This window comes from Hoskinsella mucinilytica (assembly GCF_045223415.1).
Classification (GTDB): Bacteria; Bacillota_I; Bacilli_A; order Erysipelotrichales; family Erysipelotrichaceae; genus Hoskinsella; species Hoskinsella mucinilytica.
This window is the reverse complement of sequence record NZ_JBEQZJ010000012.1, coordinates 19,256-35,720: the sequence shown is the minus strand read 5'-3', so window position 1 is coordinate 35,720 and position 16,465 is coordinate 19,256. Positions and strand designations below refer to the sequence as shown.

Sequence of the window (16,465 nt, the reverse complement as noted above, 5' to 3'; positions counted from 1 at the left end):
AAATTCTAGCTTTTTCTTCTGTTTTTGATACTTATTTTTGAAAAAGTGCTTGATTAAGATTCATTCTCAAAGGTATTTTTATATACTTTAGGTGTGACTCCTGTGTATTTTTTAAATATCTTAGTGAAATAGTTTTGACCTTGAAATCCAACTTCATAAGCAATTTCTTTGATTCTTTTATTGGTTTTTAAAAGCTCTTTACTTGCCTCTACACGACGTTCACTGATCAGTTCGGTAAACGTTTTTTTCATGCTCGTATTCAATAGCTTACTGATATAAAATGGGGATACATGTAAAGCCTCTGCCATGTCATTCAATGTGATAGGACGACGATAATTGGTATCAATGAACTTCAATGCTTGCCTAACCAACTGATTGGTATTTTTAAAGCGATAAACACTCATAGTCTGATAATAACTCATAACATTCATTTGCAGATACAGCATAAGCTCTTGAAAATTTACTGATGTGATGGGATTGGAAGCTATTGCACTAAGTTCAATTTGATCATAAGTATCCTTTAAATGAATGAGAAGATTATCCATTAATAACTGAATATCCTCATTCATTTGATCCTTTTCCTTAGACAACACTAATTGAGCATAAGAAGCGATTAGCATCTTCACCTTATCCTCATCCAATTCATCAAATGCTTGTATCATTTGTTCGATAAGTTGTTCTCTATCATGTCCCTCTTTTTTTGTTGTATCCTGTAGATTGGCAAAATCTTGTATCTCATTTTGTTTCGCCATACGATAGGACTCATACATATCGATATCCTTTTCCAAGCTACCGATACGCAATTTTCCATTCATTTCTTCTAATGTTTGAAAATAACCGGATAACTCCTTTTCCTCACTTGGATAAATAGGATGATCAAAGAAAATAAACAAGATATATTCCCCATGTAGTTGTCCATGTAAGATACGATATCCTCTTTTTTTCATATCTTCCATGATACGTTCTTGTGTGCTCTTATCTATGCAAATGACACAAAATCCGCTGATGATATGTTTATCTAATAATTGTAACTTCTGTTTTAACATCAATTCATCCTCATTGGATAAGATAGAGTAAAAACATTCATTTTCCATGATAGGAGTGTATTTTTCTAACTTTTCCATTAATTCACTTCTAGCGGCCTGCTCTTTACTTTTTGTATTTTGTTTCTGAATGATATGTGTTACAGCATTTACCAGGTCGTTGATATTATATGGCTTAAGGATAAAGTCTTCCACACCTAAGCGAATTGCTTCTTGAGCATAATGGAAATAATTATAACTTGATAATATAAGAAATTCACAATCATCATGATATTCTTTGATACGTCTGATAACCTCTAATCCACTGATTTGAGGGATATTGATATCAGCCAAGATGATGGAAGGACGCTTTTTTTCATAAAGCTGTAATGCCTCTGATCCGTTTTTAGCGGCAAAAAGTTCCACATGCGCAATACCTTTCTCTAATATATTCACTAATGTTTCTCGTTCTATCTGTTCATCTTCAATGACCAATATTCTCGTCATACATCTCATCCTTTTCTTTTTTTATCCTTATCGTAATTTCAAATCCACATTCAGGGGCAGAATCTACCAAAATCTTTACTCTATCTTGAAAGAATCCTTTTAATCGCTTTGTGACATTATATAATCCCAGATGGTTTCGATCCTTAGTGTCTACTCGAAAATCATTCATGATCATTTGTTCCAGCGCTTCCGGCTTCATACCTTGCCCATTATCACTCACGCTGATGATGACCTCATCCTCATAAGTCCAAACCTCTATGCTGACCTCTCCATCTTCCAAAGTATCCTTCAAACCATGGGTAACGGCATTTTCTACCAGAGGTTGAAGGATCATACTAGGCATTGCAATATTTTCTACATCTTCTTCTCGTTCGATATGAAAATGAATTCTTCCTCCATAACGTTTCTCCTGAATATAATTATAATTTTGAATAGCTGTCAATTCTTTATCCAAATCACTGATCTTATTTGCACTATCTAATCCATAACGAAGTAATTGACTTGTTTTTTCCATAAGCTCACTTGTTTGTGAGGCTCCTTCTTGATATGCCATTTTATAAATCATATTTAACGTATTGAATAGAAAATGAGGATTGATTTGATTTTGAAGCACCTTTAATTCGCTTTGTGCCAACAGTTCATCTTTTCTAAGATTCTCATTACTCTGTTCTAAAACACGCTTTTCCAGTTCTGCTTTCTCATTTGCATAAGCTAAATTTTCTTGAACCCTTTGTGCCATATCCTCTAATGCGATGCATAAATCATTCATTTCGCTATTGCTATTTGAAATTTGCGTAAGATCATAAGTTCCCTTTTTGATCCGATTCATATTTTTGATGATCTTTTCAATTGGTACGGTTAAAGACTTGATTGTCGTTACTGAAAAATACACCATCCAAATACCTACATAAAGCAACAAAAATACAGAAACCAGTTGTACGATCTGTTGATTTTTTCTAACTGCGTCCTTTTGTAGTTGCATATCATTGATCAAATACCCATAGCTATCAGCATTGGTTTGATCAAGTAAGGAATAATAAGTTTTCAAAGTTTCATAATCCTGATTAAAGGTGTTCATCACCTTTTCGCTTTCTGCTTTTACCAATTTAGCCTGCTCAACATATGCATTTAACATATTTTCCAGTAATGTAAATCGCCATTTGATATCCAAATTATCTAAGCTTGTTTTGACCATATGTAAATTTTGATAACTTTCAAGTTTGGCATCTTCATACTTTTGATAATTTTCCTCACTCGGATTATAAAGATATCCTTTAAAAGAATCATTCATTAGTTTGGCATTGGTATAAAATTTATTCAATTGATTATATGCAGTATACGTATTATTGTATTTTTCTAAGGTATGATTGTTGATGATGATGTACATACCTATGACAAGAAGGATGATAGAAATCAGTAAAAGGTTGTAGGATAAAATTTTCTTTTTAAAGCTATTTTTCTTCATCTTTTTAGCTCCTGTTTTGTGTTCAAATAAGCTTTATCTATCAATTGCAGTTGTGCACCTATGACAGGATCTTCAAGTGTTTTATGATTCACCACTGCATCATATAATAGGTAAACTGCCTCATATCCATAATTATAAAAACTTGTTACTACACTTCCTTTGATTTTACCTTCTTTGATCAATTGAATCGTATCTTCCATATCATCTACTCCATAAACCAACATTGTCCCCTGATATCCATTTTGTTGCATCGCTTCCACACAGCCGGCAGCATTTTCACCGGCAAAATTCAAAGCGACATTCATACGGCGATCCAAAACTTTTTGCCATTCCTCTCGTGCATGAAGCTTATCCGATTTTGATTCACTGATTGCTGTGATTTCAAAGCCTCCTTTATGCTTCTTAAAGACCTCTTTGACTGCTTCTATTTGTTCTTGTGCAAGATCAAAGCTTAGTTGTGATACTTGGATACCAATGTAAAGTTTTTCCTCTTCTCCCAAAGTTTTTTCGATGTCATTGAGCAATAACTCTGCTTGCTGAGTGAAATCTTTGGTTATCGTTGCTAAAGGCGACGCATCTGCAATTCCAGAATCTACAAGAACAAAAGGTATTCCAACTTCTGCGCCCTTTTCAATCAATGCAGGATCAATGACACCTTGTGTAATGATACCATCACATTTTTGAAGCACTCCTGCTAATACAACATGATCCATTTCATTGGTATCAATGGAAGTCGGACCTTTCCAATCACAATAGATATTTAATTCGTTGCACGCATCTTCCATACCCTCTTTTGCTTGAAGCCACAAGGTATGTGTCGATAAAGGAGTCGCAAACAAAAAATAAACAGGATCTTCATCCTCTTTCTTTTGCGCCGTTTCACATCCTGTAGTTAACAGCAGGATACATAGTATCAGAAAAAGTTTTTTCATCCTGTAAATCCCCTTTCATTGCTTCTATTTTAACATAATTTGCTTATAAAAAAAATGATTCTTGAAAGGGATTGTAAGAATCATTTCTTTCAAATAAACATCAAGCTTTTACATTACTATCCTCACATAGCATGTAGCATATTCGCTTTCTGAACTTATGGTCATGTTTGCCAAATTAGGGTTTTAAAGAAAACGTCTATGTCTTGATGATTTATCTTTGATTACTGTTTTAGTATATCATATTATACAAGTAATATCTTGTCATTTTTAGCAATGTATTGTGATGGTAAAATTTTAAAAAAACTGCATATCCTCATAGAAATGCAGTTTTACAACATCATCATTCTTCTTATAATAATTAGTCAACAGCTTTTTTCACAAGTGCCAATACATCTTCTGCAGTAGCAAGAGATAATGCTTCTTCAGCAAGTTTTGCTGCTTCTGATTTATCAAGACTTGTAACCATTTTACGTGCTTTCAGAATTTGTGTAGCTGACATAGAGAATTCATCTAGTCCCATACCTAACAATAGAGGTACTGCATATGGTTCTCCGGCCATTGCGCCACACATACCTGCCCATTTACCTTCTTTGTGTGCACCGTCGATCGTCATTTTGATCAGACGTAATACAGAAGGGTTATATGGTTGATACAAGTAAGAAACATGTTCACTCATACGATCTGCTGCCATAGAATACTGAATTAAATCATTGGTACCAATTGAGAAGAAATCAGCTTCTTTTGCGAAATTATCCGCATTTACTGCAGCTGCAGGAATTTCAACCATCATACCAACTTCGATATTATCAGCTACCTGAACACCTTCTTCAATCAATTTTGCTTTTTCTTCATTAAAGATTGCTTTTGCATCTCTAAATTCTTTTACAGTTGCAATCATTGGGAACATGATACAAAGTCTACCATAAACACTAGCACGGATCAATGCACGAAGTTGTGTACGGAAGATATCTGTACGATCTAAGCATAAACGGATGGCACGATAACCCAAGAATGGATTCATTTCTTCAGGGAATTCGAAATAAGATAATTTCTTATCTCCACCGATATCCAATGTACGAACAACAACACGACGTCCGCCCATACCTTCTAATACAGCTTTATAAGCTTCAAATTGTTCATCTTCAGTTGGGAAATGGTCATTATCCATATATAAGAATTCTGTACGGAATAAGCCTACACCTTCGCCACCATTTTTCAATACACCTTCAACATCTTTAAATCCACCGATGTTTCCGGCTAATTCAACTTGGTGACCATCTTTTGTAATGGATTCTGCATGAACCAAAACTTTTAGTGCTTCTTTTTCTTCAGCATATGCTTTTGCTTTTGCTTCATATTTTTTGATTGTTTCTTCGTCCGGATTCACAAATACTTCACCATCTAAAGCATCTAATACTAACGTATCTCCGTGATTTACTGCGGATAGGATATCACCACAACCAACAACAGCAGGAATCTCTAAAGAGTTTGCCATGATTGCTGAGTGACTTGTCTTACCACCGATACTAGTCGCAAAACCTTTTACGAATTCATTTAACTGTGCAGTGTCAGATGGAGTCAAATCATATGCCACAATGATAGAATCCTCGTTGATTGCACTTAAATCAGGAATTGTCAAACCTAAAAGATTACATTTCAAACGGTATGTAACATCCTTGATATCTGCTGCTCTTTCACGAAAATAATCATTATCCATGGATTCAAACATAGCAACCATCTGATTTGCGATTGTGTCAGCTGCATATTCTGCATTGACTTTTTCATTTTCGATCAGCCCTACGATCTGTGATGCAAATTCAGGATCGCCTGCCATCATAAGATGAGCATCAAATACTGCAAGCTCTTCTTCAGACAAACGAACAGCTGCTCTTTCTTTTACGCCTTCAATATCTTTTTTCGTTTTTTCAAGCGCTGCATTGAATTTTTCAATTTCCTCTGCAGGATTTCCTTCTTTTTTTACAATCTCAACTTTTGGAGATTCAAGCTTATATGCTTTTGCAATAGAAACCCCTGCAGATGCCGCAATACCTTTTAACATAAGTACATCCTCCTCTTGTATTAAATACTTATAAAAAAGTTTTATTGGTAAAATCACGATGTTGCATACCCTTACATGACTCTACCTCTACATTAAATGATAACATTTTTCAGGTGTATAAGCAATGAAAGAATGCGTCGATTGCAATATTTTTCAACCGGTAATACTTACCAGCAGGATAAAAATTCCGCCACCAGTCCTCTTCAACTGGATTCAAATAATCATTACATAAGATCATAGATTGCACAGATGGTAATGTTTCCAGTATTTGATCAAATTCTTTTTTTAGTTGCTTTCGATAATATAGTGTTTCATCCATATGTAAGCATGCAAATTCATCTAGATCATCTAATTGTTTTCCTTTTTGATAAATACTTCCCAAATGGCTCATATTTTTTTCGTTATCTTGTATTCTCATAAAATTACCTCTCTATTATATATATACGTAATCAAGAGGTAAAAATCCTAAAAAAATTAAAAAAAAGTTAGGATTTTTATTCCTAACTTTACTTGATTATCCGAAAAATGCATTCCACCCAAAAATAAAGAGTGCTAATATCACGATTGCGGCAATCAAAATTGGGAAAAACACCGATACTCCGGCAATCAACAATGCAAGAAAATCACCTTTTTCTAATTGCGATTCCTTTTCCGGGTCTTTCTTTTTCTTCTTTAATAGATCTTTTAAAGCCGGTTTACTCATTCAAATTCTCCGGCAAAATGACATTGAACAAAATGTCCTGGCTTGATTTCCTTTACCTGTGGCACTTCTGCTTTACATTTCTCTGTCGCAAAAGGACATCTAGGATGGAATTTACAGCCTGATGGAATATTTACATTACTTGGAATTTCTCCCTTGATCGCATGCATTTGTGTCTTGCTTTTCGGATCAGGAATTGGTATTGCGGACATCAGTGCCTTCGTATATGGATGCTGTGGATTCGCATAAATTTCATCTTTATCAGCAATTTCCACAAGACTTCCCAAATACATAACACCAACACGATCAGAAATATGCTTTACAACGCTCAAATCATGGGAAATAAAGATATAAGAAATATTTTTTTCTTCTTGCATATCCATCATCAAGTTGATGATCTGTGATTGAATAGATACATCCAATGCACTTACAGGCTCATCACAAATGATAAATCTCGGATTCAATGCAAGAGATCGTGCAATCCCGATACGTTGACGCTGTCCACCTGAGAATTGATGTGGATAACGATAACAATAATAGCTTGGTAAGCCACAACGTTCCATTAATTTTTTGATATATTCCTCTAATTCAGGTCCTCTTTTAAACATTCCATGTGCAATCAAAGGTTCACTTAAGATATTGAATACGTTCATTCTAGGATTCAAAGAGCTGTAAGGATCTTGGAAAATAAATTGCATTTCCTCACGAAGTTTTCTCATTTCCTTACGACTCTTTTTCAACACATCTTCGCCATTGAAGATAACACTACCACTTGTAGGTTCATGTAATCTAAGAATTGCACGACCAAGCGTAGATTTTCCACATCCGGATTCTCCAACTAACCCAAGTGTTTCTCCTTCATACAAATCAAAACTAACGCCTTCAACAGCCTTAACACATGGCTGACCTTCTTTTATTTTTCCTTTTCCAAGTGGAAAATATTTGGTTAGGTCTTTGACTTCTAATATTTTTTTCTTTTCCATATGCAAATCCTCCTACTGATCTGATCCAGTTTCATCATATAAGAAACATGATACATGATGTCTGGATTTGATTTTTACTTTGCCAGGCTGTGATTCTCTACATTTTGGCATTGCTTTCTCACATCGATCAGCGAAGTAGCATCCCTTAGGCAAATAAAGCGGATTTGGTACATTTCCTTCGATAGTCGCAAGTCTTGTTCCTTCCGTAGCCAAACTTGGCATGCTCTTCATTAATCCAATCGTATATGGATGCTTTGGATTTTCAAACAATTCATCTACTGCCGCTGTTTCAACTACCTTACCAGCATACATTACATTGACATAATCAGCTACCTGAGCAACAACCCCTAAATCATGTGTAATCAACATGATACTAGTTCCTGTTTTTTCTTTTAATTCGTTCATCAAAGACAGGATCTGTGCCTGAATGGTAACATCAAGGGCGGTCGTAGGCTCATCTGCAATCAATAACTTAGGACTACAAGACAATGCCATTGCAATCATAACACGCTGACACATACCACCGGAAAGCTGATATGGATAATTTTTAAATATTTTTTCTGGTCTTGAAATACCAACGGTTTTCAATAACTCAATTGCTCGTGCCTCTGCTTCTTCTTTTTTCACATCTTCATGAAGATGGATATTTTCCGTAATCTGAGCCCCAACTGTATAAACAGGATTCAAAGAAGTCATTGGTTCCTGAAATATCATAGAAATACCATTTCCACGTACATCACGAATCTGCTTATCACTACACTTTGAAAGATCGATTCCTTCTTCATCACGCTCTACATCACCCATATACATAATTTGGGAATCTTCCATGATCTTACCAGGGTTTCCAACAAGACCTAAAATTGACATTGCAGTTACGCTCTTGCCACAGCCTGACTCTCCAACGATTGCCAAAGTTTCATTTTCATACATTGTGAAATCGTTGCCATCTACTGCTTTGGATACACCCTTTTTCGTGTTGAAATATACACGCAGATTCTTAACTTCTAATATTTTCTTATTCACTGACATATATATTCACCTCTAATTCAATTCCTTAGGATCAAATGCATCACGTAATCCCTCACCAACAAGATTGATGGAAATTACAGTCAATAAACACATGACCCCTGCCGGAATCCATTCCCATGGATAATTTCTAAATATCATCGCATCTCTTGCTAAGTTCATCATATTACCCCAAGTTGGTGTTGGCGGAACAACACCCATACCAAGGAAAGATAACCCAGCCTCAGTCAGAATGGCACTTGCCATTGTTAACGTTGCATTTACGATAATTAAGTTCAACACATTTGGCATCAAATGTTTAAATATCTTAGAAAAATCACTAATACCCAATGAAGTACAAGCCTGCATGAACTCTTGTTCTCGAAGCGTTAAAATCTGTCCTCGTACAAGACGTGCCAAACCAGGCCAAGATAAAGCACCGATCAATAATGAAACAATATACATTTTTTGATCCTGAGGTGTCCACAACAATGCGGCACTTACAGCCAAGATCATCGGTGTAAATGGAAGAGAGTAGATAATCTCTGAAAAACGCATCAATAGGTTATCAACGATACCACCATAATATCCGGCAATACCACCAATGACACAACCTAAAACTACGGTAATCAAAGCCGCAATGACTCCAACCATGATGGAAACTCTTCCTCCAAGGAATAAACGGAAGAATACATCACGACCCTGTTTATCAGTACCAAGCCAATGCTCGCCACTTGGAGCCGCATGTCCGTTTCCTAAATTTAAATCTGTAACATCAACACCTGTCAACATAGGAACAATGATTACAGATAATGCTATAATGATGAAGATGATAAGTCCAGCCATCGCTATTTTATTCGCTTTAAACTTGTTCCAAGCAATTCTCCAAGGACCAATAGATTCTATCTTCTCTCCTGTATCCAGGATCACTTCTTTTTCTTTTTTTGCCATAACTTACCAACCTCTCTATTCATCTATCTTGATTCGTGGGTCAACCAACGAATAGAAAATATCAGCTAATAGATTACCAATTACCATAAGAATCGCACTGAACATCAAACAAGCCATTACCAGTGAATTATCACGAGCATTGATTGCATCGATAAGGATTTTTCCTAATCCCGGCCAGATAAATACAGATTCCAATATGATAGCGCCACTAAACAAACTTGGAATATATAAACCAAGCAGAGTAACCAATGGAATCAATGCATTTCTAAACGCATGTTTATAGATTACCACTTTTTCTTTTAAACCTTTAGAACGTGCGGTTCTAATGTAGTCTTGATTGATAACTTCAATCATAGAATTTCGTACATAACGAACAAATGTTGCAAATGTACTAAATGCCAACACGATCACAGGTAATATACTGTGAACGGCAATATCGGCTATTTCCTGAAAGAAATTATTATATCCAAATGCTGATAATGTTGCATCTCTCATACCACTAATCGGAAACCCCGGTATATTCAATGCTACAAAGAAAATCAGTACCAATGCAAAGAAGAAGGTTGGCACACTGATTCCAAGTAATGAGAAGACAGACATCCCATTATCAAAAGCACCACCTTTTTTCACTGCTTGTTTAATACCAACCGGTATTGCGACAAGCAATGCTATGATTAATGAAATTGCATTCAAATAGAATGTATTCCACACATAATCACCAATAACGGTAGCTACTGGTTGTTTTAATTTCAAACTTTGTCCTAAATCACCTGTTACAAAACGTCCTACCCAACGTACATACTGCTCTGGTGCGGATGCGTTTAATCCCAATTCTTCACGCAATGCTTCTCTCTGTTCTGCAGTCACCTTAGCTCCTGATCCCAGATAAGCAGTTACTGGGTCACCTGGCATTGCCTGCACAACGGAAAAAATAAGTACAGAACTTACGAAAATCACAGGGATCAGATTCAATAATCTTTTGACGATATACTTTAACATTTGATCACCTCATTCAATCATCTAAAAACGTACATAAGAGCAAGTTGTTTGACTTGCTCTTATCAATTTCATCACTTCTGTTTTCTTTTAAGCTTTAGTCTATAGTTACATCAGCCATTGCTTTTGCCCAGCTGTATACAGAGCTTGTATTCAAGTTTTTAACTCTGTTATTGTATAGATCGAAGTAACGGTTTGCATATAATGGATAATAAGCAGCATCATCCATAGCTTTTACCAATACTTTTTCATAAGCAGCTTTTGCACCATCATTGTCAACAGTTCCCTGTGCTTTTTCAAGTAATGCATCAAGCTCAGCATCTTTTAATCCTGCATAGTTGCTTAATCTATCATCAGAACTATGGAACATTGTATTGATTTCAGTTAAAGTAGTACCTGTGAAACCAACAGCTAGGAATGCAGCATTCCATTCAGAAGCAGCTTCAGTAGACTCTAATTTAGAGAACATTGTGTTCATATCTACTGTTGTTTTCTTTAGATCAACGCCCAATTCTTTAGCCCAGTCTTTTTCAAACAATGGCAACAAAGTTTCAAGTACAGAGTTTCCTTCAGATGCCAAGAATTTGATTTCTAATTTCTGTCCATCTTTTTCTCTGACACCATCAGCTCCTACTTTCCATCCTGCTTCATCAAGAATGGATTTTGCTTTTTCTAAATCATAAGTGTAATCTGCAAGACCATCGATTTTTCTTTCGCCTCTTACAACATCACCTAAAGAACTAACAGGGTTGATAAATGCTTTTGGAGCATATCCCAATTTGATTTCTTTCAATTCATCACTTGCTTCATCAGTCCATCCGAAGTATGAATCGTTGAATCCATCACGGTTAATAGCATAAATCAATGCTTTTCTTACTGCTGGATCAGATGTAGCACCATTTTCTGTATTAAATGTTACATATCCGATACCTGCACGAGCATAATCATGGTAAGTATATCCTTCTTTAGAACTAATTGTTGATACCTTATCTGCATTTAAGCTTGCTGGAAGTAAGTCAACACTATCCGTTGTTAAAGCTTCTAATTCAGTAGAATCAGTAACGTGCTGAATTACAATGTTCTTAACAGCATAAGCACCATCATTTGTAGTGAAATTTTCATTCTTTACAAAGCTAGCACCAGATGCTTTGTCATATTTATTTAGTTTATAAGGACCAGATCCAATCGTTTCTGTAGTAGCTTCTTCGATTGCTTTTGTATTTCCTTTTTTATAACTGTCTTTGAACTGATCATATGAAATGATTCCATAAGTAGTACCTAAGTCAGCTACAGCATCGTTTCTTGCTTCTTTTAAGTTGAAAATGATTGTTTTTTCATCAGGTGTTTCAATTCCTGATAAATGTTCAACAGTTGAACCTTTCTTGTTGAACTCTTCCCATCCTTCGATGTTCTGTGCTGTTGTACCAAAACGACCTGTGTAGCTTGGGTCTGCAGTTACTTCAAATGTGAAACGAACATCTTCAGATGTCAAATCTGAACCATCAGAGAATTTCAAACCATCTTTTAGTTTGAATGTAACTTGTTTACCATCCTCACTAACGGTTGGCATTTCTGCAGCCAACTCTGGAACAAGCTCAGAATTTGCATTGTAGTCCAATAATGAATCGAAAATCAAATCAACAGCATATCCATCATATGCAGTTGTATAGTAGATTGGAGAGATTACACCATCTAATTCCAGTGAACCTACTCTCAATGTTGCATCTGATGACCCACTTTTAGAACCACATGCAGTCATAGATACCATCATTAATCCTGCTACCAACAGGGTTAACATTTTTTTCATAAATTACCCTCCTATCATTCCTGATATGTCACTAATTATAAACTACTTCACACAGAATTACAATAATTTTAACAATTTTTTCATTTGAAAATCTTGTAAAATATTTCATTTTATTGAAAAAATATGCATAATTTATGAAAATGTAAGCATTAACTGTTAAAAAAGTATATTTTTTACAATTTTGTAGCCATTTTTCCATTTTGTTTACAAATCGTGAACATATTCATTTTTTTAAATTTATTATTTTGATATTCAAAACACAATGACTATTCATGAAAAAAAAGTGATTGAGCATATAACTCAACCACCTTTGGTTTTATTTATCTTTTATTGAAAGGTACTACAGTTGCAGGAATACCGTTTTCCATGATCAATGTTGGTTCACCTTGAATCAATGGTGTAATATAGTCATAGAATTCTTGAGTTAATCCCTGGTAATCTGGAAGGATCCATTCAGTTGGTACGTGTTTTACATGATTTGCGAAATCTTCAGCTGGTCCTGAGATGAATTTAGCATTGTATTTTCCATCAATGTATTCTCTTTGAACAGCTACAACATGTCCTGTGAATGTTCCGTTTGCACTTCTTGCGTGTGCTGACATACCTAATTCAAATGCTTCTGTAACATCAACCAATGACTGAGCAAAGTTACTAGAACGAGCTGCAGTACTTAAGTCCTGTACTTTAGCACGAGGAGCAATACCAGCTTCCAAGATCATGTTTTTCAAGTTTTCACCAGCTCCACCTAAAACTGCATGTCCAAAGCCATCATTTACAGCTTCTCCGGCAGCGATGTAAGAACCATCAGCATAGTGAGCACCTTCGCTTGTTACGATATAGCATTTACCTTTTTCTTCCATGCATTTTTTAACCTGTGCAAGGAAGTTTTCTTTATCAAAATCAACTTCAGGCAATACGATCAAATCTACTCTTCCTGTAACAACTGTAGATCCTGCTAACCAACCAGCATCTCTACCCATTGTTTCAAGGATAAATACTTCTTCACGAGTATATACGTTATAATCCAACCAAGTAGCATTCACTACTTCATTTGCGAATTTTGCACCTGAAGCAAAACCAGGACAGTGATCAGTTACCATTAAGTCATTATCTACTGTCTTAGGGATACCAACAAAACGTTTGTTGATGTTGTTTGCTTTTGCCCACTGGCTCAAAGCATCTACAGTATCCATAGAGTCGTTTCCACCGATGTAGAACATGATTTCAATATCATGTTTGTCCATGATTTCTACTAATTTACGATAATCAGTTTCATCATTTCTTTTTAATTTGTAACGGCAAGAACCTAACGCAGAAGATGGAGTCTGACGTAGAATTCTATTTTCTAACTCACTCATGTTTGTTAAATCATATAAACGGTCCTGTAAGATACCTTCGATTCCGTTTAATCCACCATATACGTGGTCATAAACCGGGTTCAACTGGTTAGCTCTTACTACACCTGCAAGTGATGCATTGATAACGGTAGTTGGTCCACCAGACTGTGCTACTAAACAATTTGCCATGTTATAATTCCTCCTATTAACAAAATTAACATTACGGGTTTATTTTAGCACATAATCTATTGTTTTTAAAGTTGTTATTCCATTTTTTATCCTTATTCGTTAACTATTTATCAAGAAGAAAGGCTTACATGACAAAAAGTGAGGGATTACATCCATACAACCACATTTGATATATATGCAGGTTCTTAAAATAACCATTGACAATTGCTATAAATAGGTATAATCTAACCATATATAAAGAAATTAAAAGGAGATGAAATTTATGATGTACCCACCAGGTGAATATGTACAAATTCGTAATCTGACAGATATGACCATATCCGACTTAAGGTATTCTTATCATGAATATGATGGAATCAAAGTCAAGAAAATGAATGCTCATCAAAAAGAGCATTTCATGCTGATTACAACGAATCTGAAAAAAGACTATGACCTAACGTTCTATTTTGAAAATGACAAGTCAAGGTCATTTACGTTTCCCGATGCAGTAAAGAAAATGACTTGTGAAACTACATGGTGTTATTTATTCTATAGAATTATGGATCACGATGGTTTGCTTTGCATAGAAATCGATGAGGAAGGTGAACAGGAATTCCAAAAGGATCGTTAATAAAAAGCTGTCAAATCACAGCTTTTTATTACTTTTCATCCTTATTTTTTAGATTCACAAACGATGCAAGTGTGATCAATAGCTCATTTACAATCAAGATACCTGCCAAAGCTATATTTTTAAATGCAACGACACCAAGACCGCAAGCATAACCGATCGTTAAAATGATTCCCAATTTTGAAGGTTTTTCTTGTGTTTCTATTTGATTCAACAAGGATGAAAGATCCAATTGCTTAAGTTCATAGCTATCCATCAGAATCAAAAGGATCCAAAACGCTGCCGGTAATATATCATAAGTATAAAGATAAAGAGGAAGGCATAGTATTTCCAGTACCGCCATTTGTTCTAGTTGTTTCATCTCGTTCATGATCAACCCTCATTTCCATCTTTATTATAGATGCTTTCTTCAGGATTTACCAGTACGTTTATTTTTTGTATCTGCTCTTTAATTTTTTTCTTGCGAAAATCATTTTAAATTCGTGAGGGTGAAAAGGAATGAGTGGATATAAATAGGAGGTATTGGTAATCGTTTTGGTAGAACAAAGAATGATCAAAACAAGCACCATCGCTATCCATAAGCCATACCTTGGCAATATCGCAATACAAATCAACATCAAGATTCTCATGAACTTAATCGCATATCCCAATTCTACACTTGGTTGAGTGAAATTTGCCAATGCTACAAACGCCATATATAATATAATTTCAGGCGCAAGCCAACCTGCATTGACCGCAAAATCACCGAGAATCAAAGCCCCAATGATACTGAAAGAGCTGTTTAAAGAGCTTGGTGTATTTAAGCTTGCCATTTTCAAAGCTGTAATTCCGAATTCTAACACAAGCATTTGTACAATGATAGGAAGATTCATATCATCTTGTATCAAGGAAAAGCGTAACCAAGCAGGAGTCATGTCCGGATTGCAATTAAAATAATACCAGATTGGTGTTACCAATAGGGTCACAAGAAATACAACAATACGAATGATCCTCATATAGCTTCCGGTTACTGGCGGTAAATAATAATCCTGAGCTTCCTGAATAAAGTCGAAAAAGCTGGTAGGCAATAATAACACGCTAGGTGAATTATCAATGATCATGACGATCTTTCCTTCTAATACATTAGAACTGGCGGCATCCGGTCGTTCTGTATAACGTACCTTAGGAAATGGATTAAACCATCGATGTGGCACCAATGCCTCTGCGATGCTTTCTTGTGCCATGGTCAATGCCTCTACCTCAATATGTGCTAACTTGCTTCTGATATCAGCTAACAGATCTTGATCGACCAAATGATCCATATAACATAAGACGATATCTGTTTTGCTTGCACTTCCTACACTTGTATATTCCATATGCAATCTAGTATCTCGAATACGTCTTCTGATCAATGCAGTATTAAAGATCAAAGTTTCCACAAAGCCATCTCTACTACCACGAAGTACCTTATCTTCTTCCGGTTCTTGCATGCTCCTAGTCGGATAGGTTCTGGCATCTATGATAATACCTTCTTCATATCCATCAACGATCATAAGAATAGATCCGCTAAGGACGGAAACCACACAGGCTTTTTCATCTGACTGTACATCTACCTCTAAATAGGATAAAAAAGAATCACAAAAGGTTTGAATGGGTTGTGTTTCTACACATTGTTTCATATCCGCCTTCAATAAAAACTCCATCATTTTCTCAAGAATTTCATCCTTGGCAAAGCCATCTACAAAATACAAGCTCATGGATATCCCTTGTGTCTGTAATGGCTTCCTCACGATATCAAAATTCTCTTTTACATTCAATAATCGATCTATACTTGCTGTTTTTTCTTCATATGTCATTCACATCACCTGATGTTAAGATGCTCCCTTCTTTCTTTTTTATACCACATTCTACATTTTCTTTCTGTTT

Annotated in this window: 15 protein-coding genes; 1 reads left to right on the top strand and 14 read right to left on the bottom strand. The window is 35.5% G+C overall.

What is annotated here, in order from left to right; translation table 11 throughout:
* Nucleotides 1-53: 53 nt before the first annotated feature.
* From UGRO018_RS05670 to UGRO018_RS05615, 12 genes are all read right to left on the bottom strand, one after another.
* Entirely contained in the window at nt 54-1,529 is a 1,476-nt protein-coding gene (locus UGRO018_RS05670; RefSeq protein ID WP_416325495.1) for a response regulator transcription factor, read from the bottom strand.
* Nucleotides 1,507-2,994 (bottom strand): sensor histidine kinase, encoded by a 1,488-nt coding sequence (locus UGRO018_RS05665; protein ID WP_416325494.1) that lies wholly within the window; start codon nt 2,992-2,994, stop codon nt 1,507-1,509. The genes UGRO018_RS05670 and UGRO018_RS05665 overlap by 23 nt, the downstream gene beginning before the upstream one ends.
* Nucleotides 2,991-3,926, bottom strand: a complete 936-nt coding sequence (locus tag UGRO018_RS05660; protein WP_416325493.1) for a substrate-binding domain-containing protein — start codon at nt 3,924-3,926, stop codon at nt 2,991-2,993. The genes UGRO018_RS05665 and UGRO018_RS05660 overlap by 4 nt, the downstream gene beginning before the upstream one ends.
* 358 nt (nt 3,927-4,284) lie before the next feature.
* Nucleotides 4,285-5,985 (bottom strand): phosphoenolpyruvate--protein phosphotransferase, encoded by a 1,701-nt coding sequence (gene ptsP / locus UGRO018_RS05655; RefSeq protein WP_416325492.1) that lies wholly within the window; start codon nt 5,983-5,985, stop codon nt 4,285-4,287.
* A 109-nt stretch (nt 5,986-6,094) separates the two neighbouring features.
* Nucleotides 6,095-6,403 (bottom strand): MG284/MPN403 family protein, encoded by a 309-nt coding sequence (locus tag UGRO018_RS05650; protein ID WP_416325491.1) that lies wholly within the window; start codon nt 6,401-6,403, stop codon nt 6,095-6,097.
* A gap of 96 nt (nt 6,404-6,499) precedes the next feature.
* Nucleotides 6,500-6,688, bottom strand: a complete 189-nt coding sequence (locus tag UGRO018_RS05645) for a hypothetical protein (protein ID WP_416325490.1) — start codon at nt 6,686-6,688, stop codon at nt 6,500-6,502.
* On the bottom strand, nt 6,685-7,668 hold the full coding sequence (locus UGRO018_RS05640) for an ABC transporter ATP-binding protein (RefSeq protein ID WP_416325489.1): 984 nt from the start codon (nt 7,666-7,668) through the stop codon (nt 6,685-6,687). Before UGRO018_RS05640 ends, UGRO018_RS05645 begins: the two co-directional genes overlap by 4 nt.
* Before the next feature lie 12 nt (nt 7,669-7,680).
* On the bottom strand, nt 7,681-8,697 hold the full coding sequence (locus UGRO018_RS05635; RefSeq protein WP_416325488.1) for an ABC transporter ATP-binding protein: 1,017 nt from the start codon (nt 8,695-8,697) through the stop codon (nt 7,681-7,683).
* 12 nt (nt 8,698-8,709) lie between these two features.
* On the bottom strand, nt 8,710-9,624 hold the full coding sequence (gene opp4C / locus UGRO018_RS05630; protein ID WP_416325487.1) for an oligopeptide ABC transporter permease: 915 nt from the start codon (nt 9,622-9,624) through the stop codon (nt 8,710-8,712).
* Between the two features lie 15 nt (nt 9,625-9,639).
* A complete protein-coding gene (locus tag UGRO018_RS05625; protein ID WP_416325486.1) occupies nt 9,640-10,623 on the bottom strand; it encodes an ABC transporter permease in 984 nt (327 codons plus the stop codon).
* A 94-nt stretch (nt 10,624-10,717) separates the two neighbouring features.
* Nucleotides 10,718-12,427 (bottom strand): ABC transporter substrate-binding protein, encoded by a 1,710-nt coding sequence (locus UGRO018_RS05620; RefSeq protein ID WP_416325485.1) that lies wholly within the window; start codon nt 12,425-12,427, stop codon nt 10,718-10,720.
* A gap of 320 nt (nt 12,428-12,747) precedes the next feature.
* Nucleotides 12,748-13,953, bottom strand: coding sequence for a diphosphate--fructose-6-phosphate 1-phosphotransferase (locus tag UGRO018_RS05615; RefSeq protein WP_416325484.1), 1,206 nt, complete (start codon nt 13,951-13,953; stop codon nt 12,748-12,750).
* A gap of 262 nt (nt 13,954-14,215) precedes the next feature.
* Between UGRO018_RS05615 and UGRO018_RS05610 the strand changes: the two genes are divergently transcribed.
* Nucleotides 14,216-14,563, top strand: a complete 348-nt coding sequence (locus UGRO018_RS05610; RefSeq protein WP_416325483.1) for a hypothetical protein — start codon at nt 14,216-14,218, stop codon at nt 14,561-14,563.
* 28 nt (nt 14,564-14,591) lie between these two features.
* Here UGRO018_RS05610 and UGRO018_RS05605 read toward each other — a convergent pair whose 3' ends face one another.
* Nucleotides 14,592-14,930 (bottom strand): hypothetical protein, encoded by a 339-nt coding sequence (locus UGRO018_RS05605; RefSeq protein WP_416325482.1) that lies wholly within the window; start codon nt 14,928-14,930, stop codon nt 14,592-14,594.
* A gap of 58 nt (nt 14,931-14,988) precedes the next feature.
* Nucleotides 14,989-16,395 carry a spore germination protein gene (locus tag UGRO018_RS05600; RefSeq protein ID WP_416325481.1) on the bottom strand — a complete coding sequence of 469 codons (1,407 nt, stop codon included), beginning with the start codon at nt 16,393-16,395 and terminating at the stop codon, nt 14,989-14,991.
* Between the last annotated feature and the right edge of the window lie 70 nt (nt 16,396-16,465).